Below are 21,274 nucleotides of genomic sequence, written 5' to 3' on the forward strand. Positions count from 1 at the left end.
CATGGAACGCATGAAGGACGAAAAACCCGCGCCTTGGGGCACGGGCGGGTGCCTCACTCGGCGGCCCGGCGCACCGGCGCCGCGCCCTTGCCCATAGCCTCCGCACCGGCGGCGATCGCCTTGACGATGTTGTGGTAGCCCGTGCAGCGGCAGATGTTGCCTTCGAGATCTTCGCGGATCGTCTTCTCGTCGAGCTCGTGGCCGCGGCGGTTCACCATGTCGACGGCAGCCATGATCATGCCCGGCGTACAGAAGCCGCATTGCAGGCCGTGATGCTCACGAAAGGCCTCCTGCATCGGGTGCAGGGTGGCGCCGTCGGCCAGCCCCTCGATGGTGGTCACGTTCGCGCCTTCGACCGAGACGGCGAGCGTGGTGCAGGATTTGACGGCCTTGCCGTCGAGATGCACGACGCAGGCGCCGCACTGGCTGGTGTCGCAACCGACATGGGTGCCGGTCAGTCTCAGGTTTTCGCGAAGCAGTTCCACCAGCAGGGTGCGCGGGTCGACATTGGCGGTGACGGCTTTGCCGTTCACCGTCAGCGAAACAGTGGTCATGAGCACATCTCCTGTGACCCGTCTCTGATGCCCGCCCACCCCCTCCCTGGGTCTGGGTCAGGCTGAGCGCTTCCGGCAGCTTCGCCCCATCGGGCAGCTTTTCCTTGGAACAGCTCAAAAACGAATGTGGACCCGCGATTTTGCCGGGTCAAGCGGCGGGCGCTTTCGGTGTGCTATGCGTTTTGCGCCGAATTCGGACGGTTTTCTCCTTGCTGCGACACGGACCGGCAATTGCGACCACCTTTGCGGCATTGGTGCTTTTTTAAGGTTATTGCCGCAACGTCGGCGCTCGTGGCCGCCATTCCGGCCGCGAACGAGGGTCGTCGCGTGGCCGTGTTGATGGAACAGATTCAACGCCGGCTGCATGCGATCGGCTACGGTGAGAAGCAGCGCGCCCGCCTGCGCCTCTACCGCCCCTTGGTCGATGGCGCGATCGAGCAGCTGATCGCAGCCGATTTCGAGCGTGCCTTCTCCATCCATAACGAGCTTCGCAACAGCGTAGCTGCTGTATCCCAGACACTCTACCCGGCTTCCGCAGCGCATTTTCGCCTGTTGTTCGATGGCGACTTCGACGAGAATTATGTCGCTTCGGCCGAGCGGCTCTGCCTGATCGAGAGAGAAGCCCGCGTACGCGCCAGGGCTCGCTCCTCGATCGCGTTCTCGTTGATGCGCGAGCTCTGCGTCGAGAACCGCCGCCGCGCACTGTTCACCCCGCGGCAGTTCGCCGAGGATCTTTTCGTGATCGAACGGATCCTGACCTACGACGTCAACACCGCGATGACGATGAACCGCGAGTACGAGGAGGCCGATGCGCGGAGGCGGGCCTCCGCCATCGATCAGACCGCCGCGACCCTGCGGCACCGGATCGGGAACCTCGACAACACCATCAACGACGCGGTCGAGCAATTCGTCGCGACCGCCGCCGAAACCGGCCGCGCCACGGCCTTCATCAAGGATACGGTGGGCAAGGTCGCAAGCGCATCTGTGGTCGTGCGGGAAAAGTCGATCCAGACGGCAGCCGCCACCGAGGAGATGTCAGCCAACATCGCCGATATCGGCCAGCGCGCCCGGCAGAGCTTGTCGATCACGCATCAGGCCGTGCTCGATGCCGGGCAGATGAATGAGGCGATCGCCCGCCTGCGCGAGGTGACGGGCAATATCGGCAAGGTCGTCGGCATGATCGCCGACATCGCCGCGCAAACCAATCTGCTCGCCCTCAACGCCACGATCGAGGCCGCACGCGCCGGCGAGTCCGGGCGTGGCTTCTCGGTGGTCGCATCCGAGGTGAAGTCATTGGCGACGCAGACCGCGAACGCCACGCAGGACATTGCCGGCCAGATCGCCGAGCTGACGGCCAGCGCCGAATCCTGCAGCACGCATGCTGCAGCCATCGCCGCCACGGTCGACGCGATCAGGCAGGATTCCGAGGCAATTTCCGAAGCCGTCTCCCAGCAGAGCCGGGTCACGGCGATGATCGCTCACGACGCCTCGCTGGTGGCCGACAGCTCGGATGTCGCGATCGAGAGCGCCAACGCCGTCAACGACAGCCTCGACATGACACAGGGCGCCCTGGAGCGGGCAAACGCGGCCGCCGCCGACGTCGCCCTTCAGGTCGGCGCAGCCGAGACCGCGGTCTCCCAGGCGCTGGACGCTCTGCGCAAGGCCTCCTGAGGCTCAGCCTTCGCTGACCGCCTTGGCGAAGTTGGCGAAGAACTCGTCGGCGAGCTTCTTCGAAACCGAGTCGATCAGCCGCGAGCCGAGCTGCATCAGCTTGCCGCCGACCTGGGCTTCGACCTCGTAGCGCAGCAGCGTCTGGCCGCCTTCGGCGTCGCTCAGATGAACTCGGGCCCCACCCTTCGCGAAACCGGCGATGCCGCCCTCGCCTTCGCCGGCGATGCGATAGCCGTTCGGCGGATCGAGGTCGTTGAGCTCGACCTTACCCTTGAAGGTCGCCTTCACCGGCCCGAGCTTGACCTTCACCACCGCAGAGAAATGCGTATCGTCGTCCTTGTTGAGCTGTTCACAGCCCGGAATGCAGGCCTTCAACACATCAGCATCGTTCAGCTTGGCCCAAACCACGTCCTTCGCGGCGGGCAGCGTCGCCTCGCCGTTCATCGTCATCGCCATGGCGCGTCTCCCGAGCTGTGGGCCGCGGCTCGGACGATTGCGGCCGGCGCGGTTCGAAGGCTGTCCAGTCCCTATCCATGGTCGCAAAGCGCCCGTCTGCACAAGAGGCCACGCAGACAGGTGCTCGCTGGAAGTTCAGACGGAGCCGAAAAGCCGCTGGCGATAGATCAGGCTCGCACCCTGCCCCGCGCCACCGAGGCCGGCGACCTCGCCGATCAGGATGCGATGGCTGGCGATATCGTGGGTCGCAACCAGCCGGCAATCGAAGGCGGAAATCGCGTCGAGCAGGACCGGCGCACCGGTCGCAAGCGTGCCCCAGCGCGCCGTCATGAAGCGCGCATCGCCATCGATGCCGCGGCGGCTCGCGAAGATCTCGGCCAGCTCGGCGAGATGGGCCGGCAAGGTGTTGATGCAGAAGGCGCCGCTTGCCTCGATCGCCGCCAAGGTGCGGCTCTCGCGCGCAAGGCAGGCCAGCACCGTCGGCGGCGAATCGGAAACAGAGGCGACCGCCGTCGCCGTCAGCCCCACCCGGCCGCCCGGCCCCTCGGTCGTCACGACATGCACCGCACTGACGACCTGCGCCATCGCATCGCGGAACGCCGCGGCATCCGGGCGCTCCAGGGCGGGCGGTAGCGGGTGAACGGTTTTCGTCATGGACTAGGGCGCCGGCTCACTGTTCCGGATCAGGGGATACCTGACCATGTAGAGCTTCGGAGCCGCCAGCACCAGCCGCTGTCGGGCAAGCGACGGGCCGCATCGCCCCGACAGATATATCAGATGGGGCCCGCGATCGTCTCAACGGTCCAGCGTCGCCAGCAAGCCTTTGCGAAGATGCGACATCAGCGCGTCGCTCGCCGCCGTGGCGGCAAGCGAATCCGCGCCGGCGATGGCCTGGGCGAGACTGCCATGGTGGAGGGCCGCCGGCACGAGATCGTCCTGCCGCTCGAAATGATACCAGGCGCGCCGGATCAGCGCCTGCAGGGGCTCGACCGCGCGGGTCGCATACGGGCTGCGCGCCGCCTGGGCGACCAGCCCGTCCAGCTCCTTGTCGAGGCGCATATAGCCGGCGACATCTCCGGCCTCGGCGGCCCGGCGCATCGCCTTCGCAGCTTCGACAATCGCGATCCGCTCGACAGGCCCCGCACGCTTCGCCGCTTCGCCGACCACGAGGCGCTCCAGCACCTCGCGCGCATCGAGCGCCGCGATGATATCGATGGCGCTGATATCGGCGACAAGGATGCCCTTGCGCGGCAGGATCTGGACCAGCCCATGCTGCGCCAGCCGGATCAAGGCCTCGCGAACCGGCGTCCGCCCCAGCCCGACGAGATCGATCAATTGCGCTTCCGTCAGCACCGCACCGGGACGCAGGGAGAGCGTGACGATTGCCTCCTCCAAGCGCCGGTAAGCGACCTCGGCCAGGCTCTCGCCGGCTCCGGCCACATGCGGGCCGTCGCGCTCCGGATCGACGTTCCCCTTTTGCTTCATGGCCTCCCCGAGCGATGCCCCGGCATCTTGATCTCGCTTCGCAGCTTGATATATCAACTCAGATATATCAAGCTCGGCTAAGATCGCCGCGATCGGCCGGCAGCGGCCCGTCAGACGTCGGATAGACCGGAGCGCTGCACCAGCCGATCATGCGGCGAGCCGACAAGGAGTTACCGGATGGCGTTCGCCTGTTCGATTCCCGCCGTGCCGACCGTCCAGCGGGATGACGAGACGGTCCGGATCACCCGCTGGGATTTCGAACCGGGCGCCGTGACGGGCTGGCATGAGCATGGCTGGCCCTATTTCGTGGTGATGCTTATCGCCGGCACCCTGCACATCCATAACGGCAACGAGGTCGTCGACACGCCGCTGGCACAGGGGCAGGCCTATATGCGTCCGGCAGGAATCCGCCATGACGTGATGAACGGCTCCGGTCATCCGATCGCTTTCATCGAGATCGAGGTCAAGCAGCCTGCGGCTCTCAAGGAGCTTGCCCTGTCATGAAGGTCGCAGTCGTCGGCGCAGGGATCGTCGGCGTCGCGATCGCCCATGCGCTCCTCGATGAGGGGCATGAGGTCCTGATCGTCGAACGGCATGAGCCGGCCTTCGGCCCCTCGCGCGGCAATGCCGGCTGGATCGCCCATACCGACATTCTGCCGATCGCCAGCCCCAAGATGCTGCGGCAGGTACCGAAATTCCTGGCCGATCCACTTGGCCCGCTCAGCATCCGCCCGGCTTATCTGCCGAAGGTCCTGCCCTGGTTGCTGCGTTTCCTGCTGGCCTCGCGCCCGCAAGCCTATGAGCGCTCGATCATGGGGATCGCCGCCTTGCAGAAGCTCGCCCTGCCGGCCTGGCTTGCGCGCGCCTCGCGCACCAACCTGACGCGCCATATCCACCAACGGGGCGGCCTATACGTTTTCGACGATGCCGGAGCGATGGCCGCAGCGCGCAAGGTAGCGGAACGCCAGGCGGCCTTCGACATCAAGGTCGAGATGATCGCGCCTTCCGAACTGCGTCAGCTCGAGCCCGCACTTAAGCCGGGCTTTGTCGGCGCGGCTTTCCACCCCGACGCCGCCCATATCAGCGACCCTCATCAGCTGACGCTCGCCTTGTTCGAGGCCGCGCTGGAGCGCGGCGCCGTTTTCGAGAAGGCCAGCGTCAGCAATATCTCCCTCGGCGAGCGCCCCGCCCTGATTGGTCCCGATGGCTGGCAGCGCGTCGTGGACCGAGCGGTCATCGCCGCCGGCGCCTGGGCCGGGCCGCTGGCGTCGGCGTTGGGCGATGCCGTGCCGCTCGACACCGAGCGCGGCTACAATGTCAGCTTTCCCGATGTCACCGGGCTCTTGACGCGCCCGGTCGGCTTCGAGGGCCACGGCTTCGTCACAACACCGCTCGACTCTGGTCTGCGAATCGGCGGCGCGGTCGAGTTCGGCGGCCTCGATGCTCCGCCCAACCATGCCCGCACCCGCCGCCTCTACGATAAGGCCAGCCGCCTGATCGACGGCCTACCTGCTTTCGACAGCGGCAGACTCTGGATGGGCTTTCGCCCCTCCCTGCCCGATTCGCTGCCGGTGATCGGCACCGCAAGGCGAAATCCGCACGTGATCTATGCCTTCGGCCATGGCCATTACGGCATGACGCAATCCCACGCGACCGCCGATCTCGTCGCCGCACTTGTCGCCGGGCGCCAGCCGCCGATCGATCTTTCCCCCTTCAGCCCCGCGCGGTTCTGACATGGCGACCCCCGGAGCGATCATCCCCATCGATGACTGCCCTGGGACGGAAAAACCGCCGGCCATTCGTCAACCGGGGCTCCGGGCGCACGCCCCTGAAGAGTTCCCGTTTCGAACCGCCCTTGTCGTTCCCAGCCGCTCGCCGAAGCCGTTCGGCACAAATGGCGCGCGCGCATGGCGCAATCATCATGCGCCGAAAGCGCGCTACGGCGCAGAGTATTCTGCACAATTTCGAGGCGTTTCGTTCGTAATTGCTTTTGACAGAAATTTGACGCGGAGCGATTGTCGGTGGCGCAAGCCATTGGTAGCTCTGCATGGAAATCGCATCCCGCATGCGTCAGCGTCATGCTGACGACAAGAACGGGAGCTGGTTCGAGGGGTCGGCGTCGTCAATGGAAGTCTTTCTGCAGCAGCTCATCAACGGGCTGACACTGGGATCGATCTACGGTCTCATCGCCATTGGATACACGATGGTGTTCGGCATCATCGGCATGGTGAATTTCGCCCACGGCGATATCTTCATGCTCTCCGCCTTCATCGCCCTGATCTTCTTCATGCTGGTCACGGCGGTCCTCGGCACGAGCGCCGGGATGATCCTGCTGGCGCTCGTCATTGTTCTGGCGCTGGCGATGTTCTTCACCTCGCTCTGGAACTGGACGATCGAACGGGTCGCCTACCGGCCCTTGCGCGGCTCCTTCCGCCTCGCGCCGCTGATCTCCGCGATCGGCATGTCGATCTTCCTGGTGAACTTCGTGCAGGTCGTGCAGGGCCCGCGCAACAAGTCGATCCCGCCGATCCTGAACAAGTCGATCACATTGATCGACAGCGCGGTTTACACGGTGCAGATCTCCTACAAGCAGATCGTCATCATCCTGACGACGGCGGCGCTGCTCGCTGCCTTCTGGTATATCGTCCAGAAGACGCCGCTTGGCCGCGCCCAGCGCGCCTGCGAGCAGGACCGCAAGATGGCCGCCCTCCTCGGCATCGACGTCGACCGCACCATCTCCATCACCTTCGTGATGGGCGCGGCGCTCGCTGCGGTGGCCGGCGTGATGTACCTCGTGCTCTACGGCGTGGTGAATTTCGCCGACGGCTTTACGCCGGGCGTCAAGGCCTTCACCGCAGCGGTGCTCGGCGGCATCGGCTCGCTGCCCGGAGCGGTGATCGGCGGCCTGCTGATCGGCCTGATCGAAGTGATGTGGTCCGCCTACTTCACCATCGACTACAAGGACGTCGCCGCCTTCTGCATCCTGGCCCTCGTGCTGGTCTTCATGCCCTCGGGCATCCTCGGCCGCCCCGAAGTCGAGAAGGTCTGACGTCATGGCGAGCAAACCGACCACAGCCAAGGCCGCTCCCGGCCGGGACTTCAAGGCCGCCCTCAAGGAGGCCGGCTTCGCGGCCCTCGTCACCCTCGGCCTGTGCATTCCGGTCGTCGCCTGGGGCACGCGCCAGAACATGGACAATGTCCTGGTGCTCGATCCGCGATGGGATGCCGTCGCCTGGGCCGTCGGCATCGTCTTCGTCGGCCGCCTGCTCGTCGCGCTGCGCCAGCAGAACGGCCGCAAGGAGAAGGCGAAGATCCGCCTGCTGCCGCACGGCACCATCGCCTTCTTCCAGCGCCATTCGCGGCTCTTCTCGCTCTTCGGACTCGGCTTCCTCGTCAGCTTCCCCGCGATCGCGATCGGCCTCGCCGGCTGGGGCGGAGCGCTGAAGTGGATCGACAATTTCGGCGTCCAGATCCTGATCTACGTCATGCTCGGCTGGGGGCTGAACATCGTCGTCGGCCTCGCCGGGCTGCTCGATCTCGGCTACGTCGCCTTCTATGCGGTCGGCGCCTATTCCTATGCGCTGCTCGCCAAGAATTTCGGCCTGTCCTTCTGGATCCTGCTGCCGCTCGCCGGCATCCTTGCCGCCTTCTGGGGCATGCTGCTCGGCTTCCCCGTGCTGCGCCTGCGCGGCGACTACCTCGCCATCGTGACGCTGGCCTTCGGCGAGATCATCCGCCTGGTGCTGGTCAACTGGACGGAGTTCTCGAACGGCTATGCCGGCATCTCCGGCATCCCGCGCCCGACCTTCTTCGGCATCCCCTTCACGGCAGCCGATAACGGCTTTGCGGCGACGTTCGGGCTCGAATTCTCGCCGCTCTATCGAACGATCTTCCTCTACTACCTCATCCTGTGTCTGGCCTTGTTGACGGCCTTCGTCACGCTGCGCCTCCGCCGACTGCCGGTCGGCCGGGCCTGGGAGGCGCTGCGCGAAGACGAGATCGCCTGCCGCTCGCTCGGCATCAACACGACCAACACCAAGCTCACGGCCTTCTCGATGGGCGCAATGTTCGGTGGTTTCGCCGGGGCGTTCTTCTCCGCCCGCCAGGGCTTCATCAGCCCCGAATCCTTCGTCTTCATGGAATCGGCGGTCATCCTGGCCATCGTCGTGCTCGGCGGCATGGGCTCGCTCTGGGGCTGCGCCATCGCGGCGATCGCCATGATCGGCGGCACCGAATTGCTGCGCGAACTCGATTTCCTGAAGCAGATCTTCGGGCAGGATTTCGACCCGACGAAGTACCGCATGCTGATCTTCGGCTTCGCCATGGTTGTGATCATGATCTGGAAGCCGCGCGGCCTGATCTCGGTGCGCGAGCCGACAGCCTTCCTGAAGGAGAAGAAGACGATCTCGGCCGACCTCGTTCAGGAGGGGCATGGCTGATGGCCTCGACCACACCCTCCGGCCGCCCGCTGCTCGAAGTCGAGCAGGTCACCATGCGCTTCGGCGGCCTGACCGCCGTCAACGCCCTCTCCTTCGAGGCCCGCAAGGGCGAGATCACCGCGCTGATCGGCCCCAACGGCGCCGGCAAGACCACAGTGTTCAACTGCATCACCGGCTTCTACAAGCCGACGCAGGGCCTGATTTCGCTGAACCATGACGACGGCTCGAGCTTCCTGCTCGAGCGCATGCCCGACTTCCGCATCTCCTGGAAGGCCAAGGTCGCCCGCACCTTCCAGAACATCCGCCTCTTCGGCGGCATGACGGTGCTGGAGAACCTGCTCATCGCCCAGCACAACCCGCTGATGATCGCCTCGGGCTTCACCTTCCTCGGCCTGCTCGGGGTGGGCGGCTACCGGGCCAGCGAGCGGGCGGCGATCGAGAAGGCCAAGTTCTGGCTCGATAAGATCAACCTCACCCATCGCGCCGACGACCCGGCCGCCGACCTGCCCTATGGCGACCAGCGCCGGCTCGAGATCGCGCGCGCCATGTGCACCGAGCCGGTCCTGCTCTGCCTCGACGAGCCGGCCGCCGGCCTCAACCCGCGCGAAAGCCTCGACCTCAACACGCTGCTGCTCTCGATCCGCAAGGATCTCGGCACCGCCCTGCTGCTGATCGAGCACGACATGTCGGTGGTCATGGAAATCTCGGACCATGTCGTGGTGCTCGACTACGGCACCAAGATCGCGGACGGCACGCCGGCCGAAGTGCAGGCAGACCCGAAGGTCATCGCCGCCTATCTCGGCGTCGACGACGAAGAGGTCGAAGTGGTGGAAGCGGAGGTCGGCATCTCGTGACTGTGGCCCAGCCTCAAACTTCGCCTCTTTTGGCCGTCCGCGGCGTCAAGACCTTTTACGGCAAGATCATCGCTCTGAAGGGCGTCGACATCGACGTCAATGCCGGCGAGATCGTCACCATGATCGGCGCCAACGGCGCCGGTAAATCCACCCTGATGATGACGATCTTCGGCAACCCGCAGGCACGCGAAGGCTCCGTTACCTATGAGGGCCGCGACATCACCCGGATGCCGAGCCACCAGATCGCTCGCCTCGGTATCGCGCAGTCGCCGGAAGGCCGCCGCATCTTCCCGCGCATGACGGTGTTCGAAAACCTGCAGATGGGCGCCGCCGTCCGCAACTTCGAGCATTTCGACGAAGACCTCGACAAGATCTGCGTGCTCTTCCCGCGTATCAAGGAGCGCCTGCAGCAGCGCGGCGGCACGCTCTCGGGCGGCGAGCAGCAGATGGTCGCGATCGCCCGCGCGCTGATGGCCCGCCCGAAGCTGCTGCTGCTCGACGAGCCCTCACTCGGGCTCGCCCCCCTGATCGTGAAGCAGATCTTCGAGGCCATTCGCGAGCTCAACAGGACCCAGGGCCTCACCGTCTTCCTGGTCGAGCAGAACGCCTTCCACGCGCTGAAGCTCGCCCATCGCGGCTACGTCATGGTCAACGGCGTCATCACGATGAGCGGCTCGGGCAAGGAACTGCTCGCCAATCCGCAGGTGCGGGCCGCCTATCTCGAAGGTGGGCGTCACTGATGGCCGGCGGCGGGAGCTTGCGCCGAAGCTCGCCTCCGCCGCTGCAACTTTTTGATGAGAGACGGCTGCGCGCCTGCCATGCCATCGCTGTGGCGACGCTGGCCGCTTCCACCCTCGCGTGAAGCCGGGAGCACGAGATGCAGGGCATCATCTACGAAGAACCGACGGTCTGGCTCTTCTTGCTGGTCACCGTGATCATGGGTGGCTGGCTCGCCTGGATGTCCGGCCGCGCCATCGCCCTGACCTGGCGGCCGAACTGGCAGCTCGTCGTCTACATGCTGATCCTCGGCCTGTTCGTGCGCTTCATTCATTTCGCGCTGTTCCAGGCCACGCTGCTGACGCTGCACTACTACATCGTCGACTGCGTCGTGCTGCTCGCCTTCGGCTTCGCCGGCTGGCGCTACAACCGCGCCAAGCAGATGACGCGGCAATATCACTGGCTCTTCGAGCGCGCCGGCCCCTTCGGCTGGAAGCCGCGCCCCGGGGTCGTAATCAGGCCTGAATTGCTCTGAAGAGCTCACGAGCTTGGTGCGTGACAGATCACCGAAAAAGCGCAAGACTGCAGCTTAGGGTGACAAAAGCGCACCGAGACGGGCGGACCGTCCAGCCCGTTGTCAATCATCGAGGGGAGTTGCATCACATGAAGAAACTGCTGTTGGGCGGCATTGCGCTCGGCGCGGTCCTCGCCATGTCCGGCGTGGCCAATGCGCAGATCAAGCTCGGCGTCGGCGGCCCGATCACCGGCCCGAACGCCGCGTTCGGCGCGCAGCTCAAGAACGGCGCCGAGCAAGCGGTCGAGGACATCAACGCTGCTGGCGGCGTCCTTGGTCAGAAGATCACCATCTCGGTCGGTGACGATGTCTCCGATCCGAAGCAGGGCGTCTCGGTCGCCAACAAATTCGTCGGCGACGGCGTGAAATGGGTCCTCGGCCACTTCAACTCCGGCGTCACCATGCCGGCGTCCGAAGTCTATGCCGAGAACGGCATCCTGATGATCTCGCCTTCGGCCACCAACCCGAAGATCACCGAGCGCGGTCTGTGGAACACCTTCCGCACCTGCGGCCGTGACGATCAGCAGGGCAGCGTCGCCTCGGCCTATCTGCTGAAGAACTTCAAGGACAAGAAGATCGCCGTCGTCCACGACAAGACCACCTATGGCCAGGGCCTCGCCGACGAGACCAAGAAGGGTCTCAACGCCGGCGGCGTGAAGGAAGTGCTCTACGAAGGCGTCAACGCCGGCGAGAAGGACTTCTCGGCGCTCGTCTCGAAGATCAAGGCCGCCGGTGCCGACTATCTCTACTGGGGCGGCCTGCACACCGAAGGCGGCCTGATCGTGCGCCAGATGCGCGACCAGGGCCTGAAGACCGTGCTCGTCTCGGGTGACGGCATCACGACCGACGAGTTCGCCACGATCGGCGGCCCCGGCGTCGAAGGCACGCTGATGACCTTCCCGCCGGACCCGCAGAAGCGCCCGGAAGCGGCCGCCGTCGTCAAGAAGTTCGAGGCCAAGAACTTCAAGCCGGAAGCCTACACCCTCTACAGCTACGCCGCCGTCCAGATCATGGCCGAAGGCGCCAAGCGCGCGAACTCGACCGATCCGAAGAAGATCGCCGACGTGCTGCATGGCGGCCAGCCCGTCAAGACCGTCATCGGCGACATCGGCTTCGACAAGAAGGGCGACATCACCCGCCCGGACTACACCGTCTACACCTGGAAGAAGGGTGCCGACGGCAAGATCACCTATGTCGAGAACTGATCTCGGCGGCTGATCAGGCCTGACAAAAGAGCCCGCCTCGGAGCATCCGGGGCGGGTTTTCCGTTGAGAGGTCGTTGAGGCCCTGTCTCGGTCGCATGTCCGAAACGGGGCGCTCGCAGAACCACTCATGCGTACGCTACCCAGCCGCGGAATGCGAAGCCGGCATAGAACAGGCTGACGCCGCCGAAGCCGGCATCGCGCAGAAGCTGCTCATCCTCCTCGGGAGCGAGGATCGGCAGGCGCTCGCCGATCATCGATCGCGCCTTCTGCGCCTGCGCCGGCACGATGCCCGACGCGGCCGCGAATGCGGCGTAGCGCGACAGCCAGAGATTGCGATCGCCCTCGCCTTGCGGAAAGCTGAAATGCGCGACCGCGAAAGGCGCGCCGGGCTTCAGCCGCCGTCGTACCTGCCGCAGCGTGCGCAGGCGCTCCTCACGTTCGACGAAGTGCAGGGTCAGGATGCAGGCGGCCGCATCGAACGGTCCTTCTGGCGCGATGTCGATCAGGCCGTGATGCAGATCCGCGCGGGCGAGCAGCGGGCCGAGCGTCAGCCGTGCGAGATCGAGCATCTCGGCGGACGGATCGACGCCGTCGAACCGCCAGCCGGGCTGCGCCTCGGCAAATGCCTTGATTTCAAGGCCGCCGCCCGCGCCGAGCACCAGCACCCGCGCCGCGTCAGGCGCCCGCTCGGCAAGGAGGAGCATGGCCATGCGCTGCATGTCGGCGAAGCCGGGCACTTGGCGCGGCGGCCCCTCGGCATAGCGTGCAACGGTTTGCGGATCGGAGAAGGCGTCCATGCTCGAAACTCTCGCCGACGAGATGCATGCCGCGTGGGCGGACGGCGCCTCTACTGACTCAATCTCTGAGGAACAGCGCTCAAGCTTTTGAGAAAGCCCGCGAAACGCAGTAAGCCATCCGGCCACGGTCCATGCCCGGACTCGCTGTTGAGATGGCCGCTGTCACCGGCATCGACGAATTCCGAGCCCCAGGCCTCGGCGAGTTCCCGCGCCTCGTCCTGCGTACAGTAGGGATCGGTCGCGCTGGAGATCAGCACCGACGGAAACGGCAACCTCTCACGGCGGTGCTCGACGAAGTCAGCTCCCATGCCGGGGATCGCGCGCTTGGCCTTCTCCGAGGCCGGCGCGACGAGGAAAGCGCCGGCCACCTCGCCCGGATGCAGATGTTCTGCCGCGTGTGCGACAGCGCTCACACCGGCCGAATGGGCCACGAGCACGACCGGCCGCGTCGCGCTGCGCACCGCCTGCACGATCCGCTCCGCCCAGACGTGGCGAGACGGCTTGTGCCAGTCGTCCTGCTCCACGCGGCGCGCTGTCTTGAGCCGGGTTTCCCAGCGGCTCTGCCAGTGGTCGGGCCCGGAGCCCGACCAGCCGGGGACGATGAGGATATCGACGTCGGAGGATTTCATCAGTCGTAGATAGCCCTGCCGTCGCCGAAGTCCAGCCCGTCAGACCTCTCCGAACACCCGGCGGAAGATCGTGTCGACATGCTTGAAGTGATAGCCCTCGTCGAACATCGCCTGCAATTCGGAGGCCGAGAGCTTCTCCGCCACGTCCTTGTCCGCGAGCAGATTGGTCAGGAAGTCCTCGCCATGCTCCCAGGTGCGCATCGCGTTGCGTTGGACCATGGAATAGGCATCCTCGCGGCTCGCCCCGGCCTGCGTCAGCGCCAGCAACACGCGCTGCGAGTTGTGCAACCCGCCGAGCCGGTCGAGATTCCGGCGCATGTTCTGCGGATAGATCAGCAGCTTGTCGACGACGCCGGTCAGCCGTGCCAGGGCGAAATCGAGTGTCACCGTCGCATCCGGGCCGATCATGCGCTCGACCGAGGAATGCGAGATGTCGCGCTCGTGCCAGAGCGCGACGTTCTCCAGCGCCGGCGTGACCATGCCGCGCACGAGGCGGGCGAGACCGGTGAGGTTCTCGGTCAGCACGGGGTTGCGCTTGTGCGGCATCGCCGAGGAGCCCTTCTGGCCCGGCGAGAAATATTCCTCGGCCTCGTAGACCTCGGTGCGCTGGAGATGGCGGATCTCGGTCGCCAGCCGCTCGATGCAGGAGGCGACGACGCCGAGCGTCGCGAAATACATCGCGTGGCGGTCACGCGGGATCACCTGCGTCGAGACCGGCTCGACCGTCAGGCCCATCTTCTCGGCGACGTACTCCTCCACCTGCGGGTTGATATTGGCGAAGGTGCCGACCGCGCCCGAGATGGCGCAGGTCGCGATCTCCGCCCGCGCCGCGACGAGACGGGCTCGGCAACGGTCGAACTCGGCATAGGCCTGCGCGAGCTTGAGCCCGAAGGTCACAGGCTCGGCATGGATGCCGTGCGAACGGCCGATCGTCGGGGTGAGCTTGTGCTCGAAGGCGCGGCGCCTGATGGCCGCGAGCAGCGCATCGACATCGGCGATCAGGATATCGGTGGCGCGCGCAAGCTGGACCGAAAGCGTGGTGTCGAGGATATCGGACGAGGTCATGCCCTGATGGACGAAGCGGGCGTCGGGCCCGACGATCTCCGCCAGATGCGTCAGGAAGGCGATGACGTCGTGCTTGGTGACGCGCTCGATCTCGTCGATGCGCGCGACGTCGAAGACCGCGTCCTTGGCTTTCGCCCAAATGGTCGCCGCAGCCTCCTTCGGCACCACGCCGAGCTCAGCGAGCTTGTCGGTGGCATGCGCCTCGATTTCGAACCAGATACGGAACCGGGTCTGCGGCTCCCAGATGGCGACCATCTCGGGGCGGGAATAGCGCGGGATCATCGTCTCGTCCTTGTCACCCAATGAGCCCTCATCCTGAGGAGCGCTCCAACGGCGCTCGTTTCGAAGGATGGTCCAGTGCAGTCTGGAACATCCTTCGAGACGCCGCTTCGCGGCTCCTCAGGATGAGGGCTGCGATATTGTCAAACCCAGTCGTCGCGCGCGGCTTCCGCCGCCTTGCGGATCGCTTCGATATTCCCGGCATAGGCCGAAGGCCCGCCCTTGAAGACGGCGGAGCCCGCGACCAGCGCATTCGCGCCGGCCTTCACAACCAGCGGCGCGGTCTCCGGCGTCACGCCACCGTCGATCTCCAGCGCTATCGGGCGGTCGCCGATGAGCGCCTTCACCTGTGCAACCTTCTCGACGACGGAACGGATGAAGCTCTGCCCACCGAAGCCGGGATTGACCGTCATCAGCAGGATGAGGTCGACATCATCGATCAGCGCCTCGGCGGCGCTCGCCGGCGTGCCGGGATTGAGGACGATGCCCGCCTGCTTACCCTGGGCCTTGATCGCCTGCAGCGTGCGGTGCGGATGCGGCCCGGCCTCGACATGGAAGGAGATCAGATCGGCGCCGGCCTTGGCGAAGGCTTCGACATAAGGATCGACGGGCGCGATCATCAGATGCACGTCGAAGAACTTGCTTGTGTGCGGGCGGATCGCCTTCAGCACGTCGGGGCCGAAGGTGATGTTCGGCACGAAATGCCCGTCCATCACGTCGCAATGGATCCAGTCGGCACCGGCCGCGTCGACCGCGCGCACCTCCTCGCCCAGCTTGGCGAAATCGGCCGAGAGGATGGAGGGGGCGATCCGGATGGGGTGCGTCATGGCTGGCGGTTTAACGCCCCGAGCCGCCTGCCGCAATCGCGAAACCGAGCTAAACAACCTCGTCATGCTCGGGCTTGACCCAAGCATCTCATGACGCGGAGGCTTTGGCGCCTCCTCCTGCAAGAGCTTCTCGGGTCAAGCCCGAGAATGACGGCCTGAATGTTCAGGCGCTCCGTCCCTGCCGCATCGCCACAGGATAGGACAGCCGCCGGTCCGCTTCCGCCATCTCCGCCACCACCTGCGCGAAAGTCGGGCGCAGCTTCAGGCGCGTATACCACTCCGCCAGCCCCGGATAGCCGTCGAGCGGCGGCCCGCCGAGCCGCAGCGAAAACAGCACGCTCATGAACAGAGCGATATCCGCCAGCGAGAGCCGCCCGCCGAAGAATTCACGGCCCGCCAGCTTCTGCTCCAATACCTCGTAGTGGCGCGTCAGCGCCTCCTCGGCGATCAGCGCGTCGGCCTCCTGCGCGATGCGCCGGACGCGGTCGGGCGAAGGCGGGCTCGTCCGGTGCATCAGCGGCTTCACGGCCTGAAACAGGATTTCGTCCGCGTACAGCTCGTCGAGCCGGCAGCGTGCGCGCTCGACCGGGGAGTCCGGCATCAGCTTCGGCTCGGGATAGGCCTCGTCGAGATATTCGTTGATGACGGTGGAGTCGTAGAGGACGAGCCCGCAATCGCTGAGCACCGGCACCTGCCCCTTCGGATTGAGCGCGATCACCTCGGGGTACTTGGGGTCGTAGCCGGTCGTCTGGTTGAACGGCACCATGATGCGCTGAAAGCCGAGGCCCTTCTCCTGAAGGGCGATCTCGACCTTGCGCGAGAACAGGCTGAGCGGCCCGGAATAAAGTGTGATCATGGCGCGGTTCTCCTGCGGCAGGGGAAGCCTCGCAGGGCACCGCGTCATCGCCCGTCAGCAGGTTGACATGGCTTCCTTGCGCCGGATTCGCGCTGCGATGCCGCCCAGCAGCCACGGCAAGAGGTAGATCGGGAACTGCGCCAGCGCGAAGAACAGGAAGGTCGCCGGCGAGACGCCGGCGCCCAGCGCGGCGACAAGCAACCCCATATTCCGCTGCCCGGTGCCGTAGCCGATCATGAAGCGCTCCGACGCCGGCAGTCTCCGCAGCACGAGCCAGCTCGAGATCAGCCCCGCCGCCGAAACCGCGAAGACGCAGGCCAGCACGAAGAGAACGAGCCGGGGATTGTCGAGGGCGGCCCGCGTCACGCCGTCCATCGCTGCGATGGCGAAGATGAAGTACATCAGCACGCCGAAGCCATCGAGATTGGCCTTCATCGCCTTGATCCGCTTGACGCCGAGCCAGGCGCGCAGCGTGAAGGCGACAGCCATGCCGCCGCCGATGAAGATCAGCAGCCGCAGCATAAGCACCGAGCGGTCGAGCGGCACGGCCGCGCCGGCCAGCAACTCGACCAGCAGAGGCGCGATGATGGGGCTCAAAATCGTGGTGACGATGACGCTCGCGATGATCAGCGACGGCTCGAATCCGTAGAGGATCGCCACCGCCGGCGAGGACATGATCGGCGGCGCCGACCCCATGATCGCGAGCCCGAGCACGATCCCCGGATCAAGGTTCTCGCGCCCGACGAGCAGCAGCGCCCCGCCGATCAGCAGCACCGGACCGGTGATCAGCCACAGGCAGGAGGCCGCGAGCTTCGCCGGCCGGCGCAGCAGCCGGGCAGTGACGCCGAGATCGACCCGCATGAACACGACGGTCGTGAAGCAGAAGATGGTGATAGGCAGCACCGGCCGCGCCGCGGCGGAGAATTGCGGAAGCGCGAGGCCCAGGAAAATGGACAGCGCGAAGCCTTGCGTGCCGTAGCGCCCGAGCCATGCGAGCGCGGCGGCGAGAAGGGCGACTGGACGCATCGGCACGGCTCTGGAATCGTTCGCGAAACAGCCGGCACACTGGCCCATCGCGCCCAATGCGTCACCTGCGTGCCGAGCGGAGCGGTCCTGCGCCGGCATAAAATTGTGCCATCCCGCCCACATTTCTCGTGAGCAAAGCCAAATTGGAGAAGATGACGCAGACCCTGCGAAAGATTCCGCGATCCTGCGCAAAATTCGGTCGCAACGCTGACAAGCCGGCGCAAACCGGTATTTTGCGGGAAAAGGGGTTGGCAGGAGTAGATCATGAAGGTGGATACGATCGTTCTCGGCGCCGGCATCGTCGGCATTTCGGTCGCGCTTCACCTGCAAAAGGCCGGCCGCTCCACCCTGCTCGTCGACCGGCGCGGACCGGGCGAAGAGACGAGCTACGGGAATGCCGGCCTGATCCAGCGCGAGGGTGTCTACCCCTACGGCTTCCCGCATGATTTCGGCGCGCTCATCCGCTACGCGATGAACAATACAATCGATGCGTCCTATCATTGGAGCGCGATCCCGAAGCTCGCGCCGTTCCTGCTCTCCTACTGGATGCATTCGCGCGCCTCTCATCACGAAGCGATCGCCCACAAATACGAGAAGCTGATCGAGCACTGCGTCACCGAGCATGATGCGCTCGCGCAGGAAGCCGGCGCGACCGAGCTTCTGCGCCGCAAGGGCTGGATGAAGGTGTTCCGCACCGAGCGTGAGCGCGAGGAGCGCCTCGCCGAGGCCGCCCGCTGGAAGCGCGAATTCGGCGTGAACTACCGCGCCCTCGACATGGCCACCCTCAAGGCCGAGGAGCCGCATCTCGACCATGCCAGCCTGATCGGCGGCCTGCACTGGACCGATCCGGTTACGGTCGTCGATCCGCTCGGCCTGTCCAAGGCCTATGTCGCGCTCTTCGAGAAGCTCGGCGGCAAGCTCGCCATCGGCGATGCCGCAACGCTGGCGCAGAGCGGCGCCGGGTGGAACGTCACCCTCGCCGACGGCACCAAGGCCGAGGCCAGGGACGTCGTCGTGGCGCTCGGCCCCTGGGCCGATGTGCTGACCCGAAAGCTCGGCTACCATCTGCCGCTCGCGGTCAAGCGCGGTTACCACATGCATTACAAACCGCAGGGCAATGCCGTGCTCAACCATCCGGTGCTCGACACCGAGCGCGGTTATTTCCTTGCGCCGATGCTACAGGGCATCCGCCTGACCACGGGCGCCGAGTTCGCCGATCGCGACGCGCCCAAGACCCCGGTGCAGCTCGCTCGGGCCGAGCCGATCGCCAAGGCGCTCTTCCCGCTCGGCGAGCGTGTCGATGCCGAGCCCTGGCTCGGCCGCCGGCCCTGCACCCCGGACATGATGCCGATCATCGGCCCGGCTCCCAAGCACAAGGGCCTGTGGTTCTCCTTCGGCCACGCCCATCACGGCCTGACGCTCGCAGCCGTCACCGGCCGCATGGTCGCCGAGATGGTGACAGGCCAGAAGGCCTTCGTCGACCCGACGCCGTTTGCGGCGGCGCGCTTCGCCTAAGCAGCGCGGTCATGCTCGGAGCCGCGCCTGCGCGAACCCGAGCATGACGCGGGAAGACGGTCAGCCCTGCGCCAAGCCCCCTCCCCTGCCAGTCCGCGCCCTGCCACGATCCGGCTCCCGATTCTCACCGAGACCTCGCCATGGCCCTCGCCAAACCGCCCGTCCAGGACAATGCCTACGCCGCCGCGCTCGCCCTGCTCGACCGTGTGCCACTGATCGACGGCCATAACGACCTGCCCTACGTCATCCGCAAGGACCGCAACGCGAAGGGCGATGTCGCCGCCTACGGCCTCGACAAGGTCCACGCGGAAGGCGACACCGATATCCCGCGCATGCAGGCCGGCAAGATGGCGGCGCAGTTCTTCGCGGCCTATGTCCCGCCGAAGCAGGCCAAGCCCGCCGGCTTCGCGCTGGCCCAGATCGCGCTGATGCGCGACATCCTGAAGCGCCATGCAGACGCATTCCGTCCCGGCCTTTCCGCGGCCGATGTCGAGGTCGCCAAGGCGGAGGGCCGCATCGCCTTGTTCATGACGATCGAGAACGGCACCGCGCTCGACAATGAACTCGATGCGCTCGACGCCTACTATGATCTCGGCGTGCGGCTGATGACGCTCTGCCACAACGACACCACCGACTGGTGCGACTCCGCCACCGATGCGCCGCGCCACAACGGCCTCACCGATTTCGGCAAGGATGTCCTGCGCCGGATGAACCGGCTGGGCATAGTGATCGACCTCGCCCATGTCGCGCCGAAGGTGATGCATGACGCGCTCGACGTCTCCAGCGCACCCGTTGTCTGGTCGCATTCCAACGCCTTCACGCTCTGCGACCATCCGCGCAATGTCCCCGACGACGTGCTCGACCGCGTCGCCGGCAATGGCGGCGTCGTGATGGCGACCTTCGTGCCGGATTTCATCAGCCAAGCCTCGCGCGACTGGCACCGCCCGGCCAAGGACCAGTACGGCAAGACGCCCGAGAGCATGGACTATGCAAAGGTCGAGGCCGAGATCGTCGCCAAGTCAGGCCCGCGCCCGACCGCGACGCTGCCGGGGTATTGCGACCATGTCGAATACCTCGCCAAGCGCATCGGCCATGATCACATCGGCATCGGCTCGGATTTCTTCGGCTGGGTCAATCCGGACGGGTTGGAGGACACCACGACCTTCCCGTCGGTGATCGCCGAGCTGATCCGCCGCGGCTGGTCGGAGGAAAACCTCGCCAAGCTCGCCGGCGGCAACACCCTGCGCGTGCTGCGCGCGGTGGAGCAGGCGGCGGGCTGAAAGCTCCGAGCCTCGTCATGGTCGGGCTCGTCCCGACCATCCACGTCTTCTCCTGTCGGAATTCGTCTTCAAGACGTCGATGCTCGCCACAGAGGCGAGCATGACGTATGAGCTTGCCATCACGCCCGGCCATCGCGGGCGTGATCAAGACCTCATCTCGAAAACAAGATTTCATTTCTCCCATGACCGGTTCCGGCACTGACCGCACCCGCCCGTCCGTCCAGGCGGCCGCCCCCATCGTCATCCTGGTCGAGCCGCAACTCGCCGAGAACATCGGCATGTGCGCCCGCGCCATGGCGAATTTCGGCCTTTCCGAGATGCGCCTCGTCGCTCCCCGCGACGGCTGGCCCAGCGGCGGCGGCCTCAAGAAGGGCGCGACTGCGGCCGCCTCCGGCGCAACGCATATCCTTGAGAACGCCCGGCTCTATGCCAGCGCGGCCGAGGCGATCGCCGATCTCAACCATGTGCTGGCGACGACGGCCCGCGAGCGCGGCCAGATGAAGCGCGTGCTGACGCCGGCCGAGGCGATGCCGGAAGTCGCGGGCCGCATCGGCTCCGGCGAACGCGTCGGCATCCTGTTCGGGCGCGAGCGCATCGGCCTGACCAATGAGGAGATCAGCCTTGCCGATGCGATCCTGACCTTTCCGGTCAACCCGGCCTTCGCCTCGCTCAACCTCGCCCAGGCCGTACTGCTCAACGGCTATGAATGGTTCAAGACGACGGGAGGCGAGCCTCCCTTCCGCGAGAACAACCCGTCGCCGCCGGCGAAACGCGAGATGATCCTGTCGATGTTCGACTATCTCGAAGGCGAGCTCGATCTCTGCGGCTTCTTCCCGGCCGGCAAGAAGCCGGTCATGACCGCGAATCTGCGCGACATCCTGCACCGCCTCGACATGACCGAGCAGGAGGCACGCACGCTGCGCGGTGTCTTCAAGTCACTCGTCGAAGGCCCCAAGAAAGCGCGTCTGCTGGCGCGGCAGGCCGAGACGCCCGAGCGGCCTGAAGAATAAAAAAGCCGGCCCCGAAGGGCCGGCTCGTCTGGTCG

Annotated in this window: 22 protein-coding genes; 12 read left to right on the plus strand and 10 right to left on the minus strand. The window is 65.9% G+C overall.

What is annotated here, in order from left to right:
• Positions 1 to 53: 53 nt before the first annotated feature.
• Positions 54 to 554 (minus strand): (2Fe-2S)-binding protein, encoded by a 501-nt coding sequence (locus AB4Z16_RS19420; RefSeq protein WP_441512978.1) that lies wholly within the window; start codon positions 552 to 554, stop codon positions 54 to 56.
• Positions 555 to 893: 339 nt separating this feature from the next.
• Here AB4Z16_RS19420 and AB4Z16_RS19425 point away from each other — a divergent pair, with 339 nt between their 5' ends.
• On the plus strand, positions 894 to 2,225 hold the full coding sequence (locus AB4Z16_RS19425; protein WP_441512979.1) for a methyl-accepting chemotaxis protein: 1,332 nt from the start codon (positions 894 to 896) through the stop codon (positions 2,223 to 2,225).
• Between the two features lie 3 nt (positions 2,226 to 2,228).
• Here the strand turns inward: AB4Z16_RS19425 and AB4Z16_RS19430 are convergent, their stop codons facing one another.
• The 3 genes from AB4Z16_RS19430 to AB4Z16_RS19440 form a co-directional block, all read right to left on the minus strand.
• Positions 2,229 to 2,681: an SRPBCC family protein gene (locus tag AB4Z16_RS19430; RefSeq protein WP_441512980.1), complete on the minus strand. Its 453-nt coding sequence runs from the start codon at positions 2,679 to 2,681 to the stop codon at positions 2,229 to 2,231.
• 135 nt (positions 2,682 to 2,816) lie between these two features.
• The gene (locus tag AB4Z16_RS19435; RefSeq protein ID WP_441512981.1) at positions 2,817 to 3,335 is read right to left on the minus strand and encodes a flavin reductase family protein; all 519 of its coding nucleotides are present in this window, start codon (positions 3,333 to 3,335) and stop codon (positions 2,817 to 2,819) included.
• A 141-nt stretch (positions 3,336 to 3,476) separates the two neighbouring features.
• Positions 3,477 to 4,166: a GntR family transcriptional regulator gene (locus tag AB4Z16_RS19440; RefSeq protein WP_441512982.1), complete on the minus strand. Its 690-nt coding sequence runs from the start codon at positions 4,164 to 4,166 to the stop codon at positions 3,477 to 3,479.
• Positions 4,167 to 4,343: 177 nt separating this feature from the next.
• On the opposite strand from AB4Z16_RS19440, the gene AB4Z16_RS19445 reads away from it, so the two are divergent.
• The 8 genes from AB4Z16_RS19445 (at position 4,344) to AB4Z16_RS19480 (ending at position 11,955) form a co-directional block, all read left to right on the plus strand.
• Positions 4,344 to 4,670, plus strand: coding sequence for a cupin domain-containing protein (locus AB4Z16_RS19445; protein ID WP_441512983.1), 327 nt, complete (start codon positions 4,344 to 4,346; stop codon positions 4,668 to 4,670).
• Positions 4,667 to 5,899, plus strand: coding sequence for an NAD(P)/FAD-dependent oxidoreductase (locus tag AB4Z16_RS19450; RefSeq protein ID WP_441512984.1), 1,233 nt, complete (start codon positions 4,667 to 4,669; stop codon positions 5,897 to 5,899). Before AB4Z16_RS19445 ends, AB4Z16_RS19450 begins: the two co-directional genes overlap by 4 nt.
• A 392-nt stretch (positions 5,900 to 6,291) precedes the next feature.
• Positions 6,292 to 7,215, plus strand: coding sequence for a branched-chain amino acid ABC transporter permease (locus AB4Z16_RS19455; protein ID WP_441471658.1), 924 nt, complete (start codon positions 6,292 to 6,294; stop codon positions 7,213 to 7,215).
• Positions 7,216 to 7,219: 4 nt separating this feature from the next.
• Positions 7,220 to 8,605, plus strand: a complete 1,386-nt coding sequence (gene livM, locus AB4Z16_RS19460; RefSeq protein WP_441512985.1) for a high-affinity branched-chain amino acid ABC transporter permease LivM — start codon at positions 7,220 to 7,222, stop codon at positions 8,603 to 8,605.
• The gene (locus tag AB4Z16_RS19465; protein WP_441512986.1) at positions 8,605 to 9,459 is read left to right on the plus strand and encodes an ABC transporter ATP-binding protein; all 855 of its coding nucleotides are present in this window, start codon (positions 8,605 to 8,607) and stop codon (positions 9,457 to 9,459) included. Before livM ends, AB4Z16_RS19465 begins: the two co-directional genes overlap by 1 nt.
• Entirely contained in the window at positions 9,456 to 10,199 is a 744-nt protein-coding gene (locus AB4Z16_RS19470; RefSeq protein WP_441512987.1) for an ABC transporter ATP-binding protein, read from the plus strand. The genes AB4Z16_RS19465 and AB4Z16_RS19470 overlap by 4 nt, the downstream gene beginning before the upstream one ends.
• Positions 10,200 to 10,336: 137 nt before the next feature.
• Entirely contained in the window at positions 10,337 to 10,711 is a 375-nt protein-coding gene (locus tag AB4Z16_RS19475; RefSeq protein WP_441512988.1) for a DUF6867 family protein, read from the plus strand.
• Positions 10,712 to 10,839: 128 nt separating this feature from the next.
• Positions 10,840 to 11,955 (plus strand): branched-chain amino acid ABC transporter substrate-binding protein, encoded by a 1,116-nt coding sequence (locus AB4Z16_RS19480; RefSeq protein ID WP_441512989.1) that lies wholly within the window; start codon positions 10,840 to 10,842, stop codon positions 11,953 to 11,955.
• A gap of 125 nt (positions 11,956 to 12,080) precedes the next feature.
• On the opposite strand, the gene AB4Z16_RS19485 is transcribed toward AB4Z16_RS19480, so the two are convergent.
• The 6 genes from AB4Z16_RS19485 to AB4Z16_RS19510 all read right to left on the minus strand — a co-directional run bounded on the left by AB4Z16_RS19485 (position 12,081) and on the right by AB4Z16_RS19510 (position 17,434).
• Positions 12,081 to 12,752 carry a class I SAM-dependent methyltransferase gene (locus tag AB4Z16_RS19485; RefSeq protein ID WP_441512990.1) on the minus strand — a complete coding sequence of 224 codons (672 nt, stop codon included), beginning with the start codon at positions 12,750 to 12,752 and terminating at the stop codon, positions 12,081 to 12,083.
• Positions 12,753 to 12,802: 50 nt separating this feature from the next.
• A complete protein-coding gene (locus tag AB4Z16_RS19490; protein ID WP_441512991.1) occupies positions 12,803 to 13,381 on the minus strand; it encodes an RBBP9/YdeN family alpha/beta hydrolase in 579 nt (192 codons plus the stop codon).
• A 39-nt stretch (positions 13,382 to 13,420) separates the two neighbouring features.
• Positions 13,421 to 14,728: an adenylosuccinate lyase gene (purB, locus tag AB4Z16_RS19495; RefSeq protein WP_441513087.1), complete on the minus strand. Its 1,308-nt coding sequence runs from the start codon at positions 14,726 to 14,728 to the stop codon at positions 13,421 to 13,423.
• 140 nt (positions 14,729 to 14,868) lie between these two features.
• Positions 14,869 to 15,552 (minus strand): ribulose-phosphate 3-epimerase, encoded by a 684-nt coding sequence (gene rpe, locus AB4Z16_RS19500; RefSeq protein ID WP_441512992.1) that lies wholly within the window; start codon positions 15,550 to 15,552, stop codon positions 14,869 to 14,871.
• Between the two features lie 163 nt (positions 15,553 to 15,715).
• Complete coding sequence (locus AB4Z16_RS19505) at positions 15,716 to 16,408, minus strand: glutathione S-transferase family protein (RefSeq protein ID WP_441512993.1); 693 nt, start codon at positions 16,406 to 16,408, stop codon at positions 15,716 to 15,718.
• 54 nt (positions 16,409 to 16,462) lie between these two features.
• Entirely contained in the window at positions 16,463 to 17,434 is a 972-nt protein-coding gene (locus tag AB4Z16_RS19510; protein WP_441512994.1) for a hypothetical protein, read from the minus strand.
• A 264-nt stretch (positions 17,435 to 17,698) separates the two neighbouring features.
• Here AB4Z16_RS19510 and AB4Z16_RS19515 point away from each other — a divergent pair, with 264 nt between their 5' ends.
• The 3 genes from AB4Z16_RS19515 to AB4Z16_RS19525 all read left to right on the plus strand — a co-directional run bounded on the left by AB4Z16_RS19515 (position 17,699) and on the right by AB4Z16_RS19525 (position 21,239).
• A complete protein-coding gene (locus AB4Z16_RS19515; RefSeq protein ID WP_441512995.1) occupies positions 17,699 to 18,949 on the plus strand; it encodes an NAD(P)/FAD-dependent oxidoreductase in 1,251 nt (416 codons plus the stop codon).
• A 140-nt stretch (positions 18,950 to 19,089) separates the two neighbouring features.
• Entirely contained in the window at positions 19,090 to 20,229 is a 1,140-nt protein-coding gene (locus AB4Z16_RS19520; protein WP_441512996.1) for a dipeptidase, read from the plus strand.
• Between the two features lie 182 nt (positions 20,230 to 20,411).
• A complete protein-coding gene (locus AB4Z16_RS19525) occupies positions 20,412 to 21,239 on the plus strand; it encodes an RNA methyltransferase (protein WP_441512997.1) in 828 nt (275 codons plus the stop codon).
• Positions 21,240 to 21,274 lie beyond the last annotated feature (35 nt).

This window comes from Allobosea sp. TAF32, assembly GCF_052113585.1.
Lineage (GTDB): Bacteria > Pseudomonadota > Alphaproteobacteria > Rhizobiales > Beijerinckiaceae > Allobosea.

What these genes read in the sequence shown, in the direction of transcription:
- livM (WP_441512985.1), top strand. Translation starts at nt 7,220, where the DNA reads ATGGCGAGCAAACCGACCACAGCCAAGGCCGCTCCCGGCCGGGACTTC.
- AB4Z16_RS19440 (WP_441512982.1), bottom strand. Translation starts at nt 4,166, where the DNA reads ATGAAGCAAAAGGGGAACGTCGATCCGGAGCGCGACGGCCCGCATGTG.
- purB (WP_441513087.1), bottom strand. Translation starts at nt 14,728, where the DNA reads ATGATCCCGCGCTATTCCCGCCCCGAGATGGTCGCCATCTGGGAGCCG.
- AB4Z16_RS19420 (WP_441512978.1), bottom strand. Translation starts at nt 554, where the DNA reads ATGACCACTGTTTCGCTGACGGTGAACGGCAAAGCCGTCACCGCCAAT.
- AB4Z16_RS19515 (WP_441512995.1), top strand. Translation starts at nt 17,699, where the DNA reads ATGAAGGTGGATACGATCGTTCTCGGCGCCGGCATCGTCGGCATTTCG.
- AB4Z16_RS19465 (WP_441512986.1), top strand. Translation starts at nt 8,605, where the DNA reads ATGGCCTCGACCACACCCTCCGGCCGCCCGCTGCTCGAAGTCGAGCAG.
- AB4Z16_RS19510 (WP_441512994.1), bottom strand. Translation starts at nt 17,434, where the DNA reads ATGCGTCCAGTCGCCCTTCTCGCCGCCGCGCTCGCATGGCTCGGGCGC.
- AB4Z16_RS19475 (WP_441512988.1), top strand. Translation starts at nt 10,337, where the DNA reads ATGCAGGGCATCATCTACGAAGAACCGACGGTCTGGCTCTTCTTGCTG.
- rpe (WP_441512992.1), bottom strand. Translation starts at nt 15,552, where the DNA reads ATGACGCACCCCATCCGGATCGCCCCCTCCATCCTCTCGGCCGATTTC.
- AB4Z16_RS19455 (WP_441471658.1), top strand. Translation starts at nt 6,292, where the DNA reads ATGGAAGTCTTTCTGCAGCAGCTCATCAACGGGCTGACACTGGGATCG.
- AB4Z16_RS19480 (WP_441512989.1), top strand. Translation starts at nt 10,840, where the DNA reads ATGAAGAAACTGCTGTTGGGCGGCATTGCGCTCGGCGCGGTCCTCGCC.
- AB4Z16_RS19525 (WP_441512997.1), top strand. Translation starts at nt 20,412, where the DNA reads ATGACCGGTTCCGGCACTGACCGCACCCGCCCGTCCGTCCAGGCGGCC.
- AB4Z16_RS19520 (WP_441512996.1), top strand. Translation starts at nt 19,090, where the DNA reads ATGGCCCTCGCCAAACCGCCCGTCCAGGACAATGCCTACGCCGCCGCG.
- AB4Z16_RS19450 (WP_441512984.1), top strand. Translation starts at nt 4,667, where the DNA reads ATGAAGGTCGCAGTCGTCGGCGCAGGGATCGTCGGCGTCGCGATCGCC.
- AB4Z16_RS19490 (WP_441512991.1), bottom strand. Translation starts at nt 13,381, where the DNA reads ATGAAATCCTCCGACGTCGATATCCTCATCGTCCCCGGCTGGTCGGGC.
- AB4Z16_RS19445 (WP_441512983.1), top strand. Translation starts at nt 4,344, where the DNA reads ATGGCGTTCGCCTGTTCGATTCCCGCCGTGCCGACCGTCCAGCGGGAT.
- AB4Z16_RS19505 (WP_441512993.1), bottom strand. Translation starts at nt 16,408, where the DNA reads ATGATCACACTTTATTCCGGGCCGCTCAGCCTGTTCTCGCGCAAGGTC.
- AB4Z16_RS19435 (WP_441512981.1), bottom strand. Translation starts at nt 3,335, where the DNA reads ATGACGAAAACCGTTCACCCGCTACCGCCCGCCCTGGAGCGCCCGGAT.
- AB4Z16_RS19425 (WP_441512979.1), top strand. Translation starts at nt 894, where the DNA reads ATGGAACAGATTCAACGCCGGCTGCATGCGATCGGCTACGGTGAGAAG.
- AB4Z16_RS19430 (WP_441512980.1), bottom strand. Translation starts at nt 2,681, where the DNA reads ATGGCGATGACGATGAACGGCGAGGCGACGCTGCCCGCCGCGAAGGAC.
- AB4Z16_RS19485 (WP_441512990.1), bottom strand. Translation starts at nt 12,752, where the DNA reads ATGGACGCCTTCTCCGATCCGCAAACCGTTGCACGCTATGCCGAGGGG.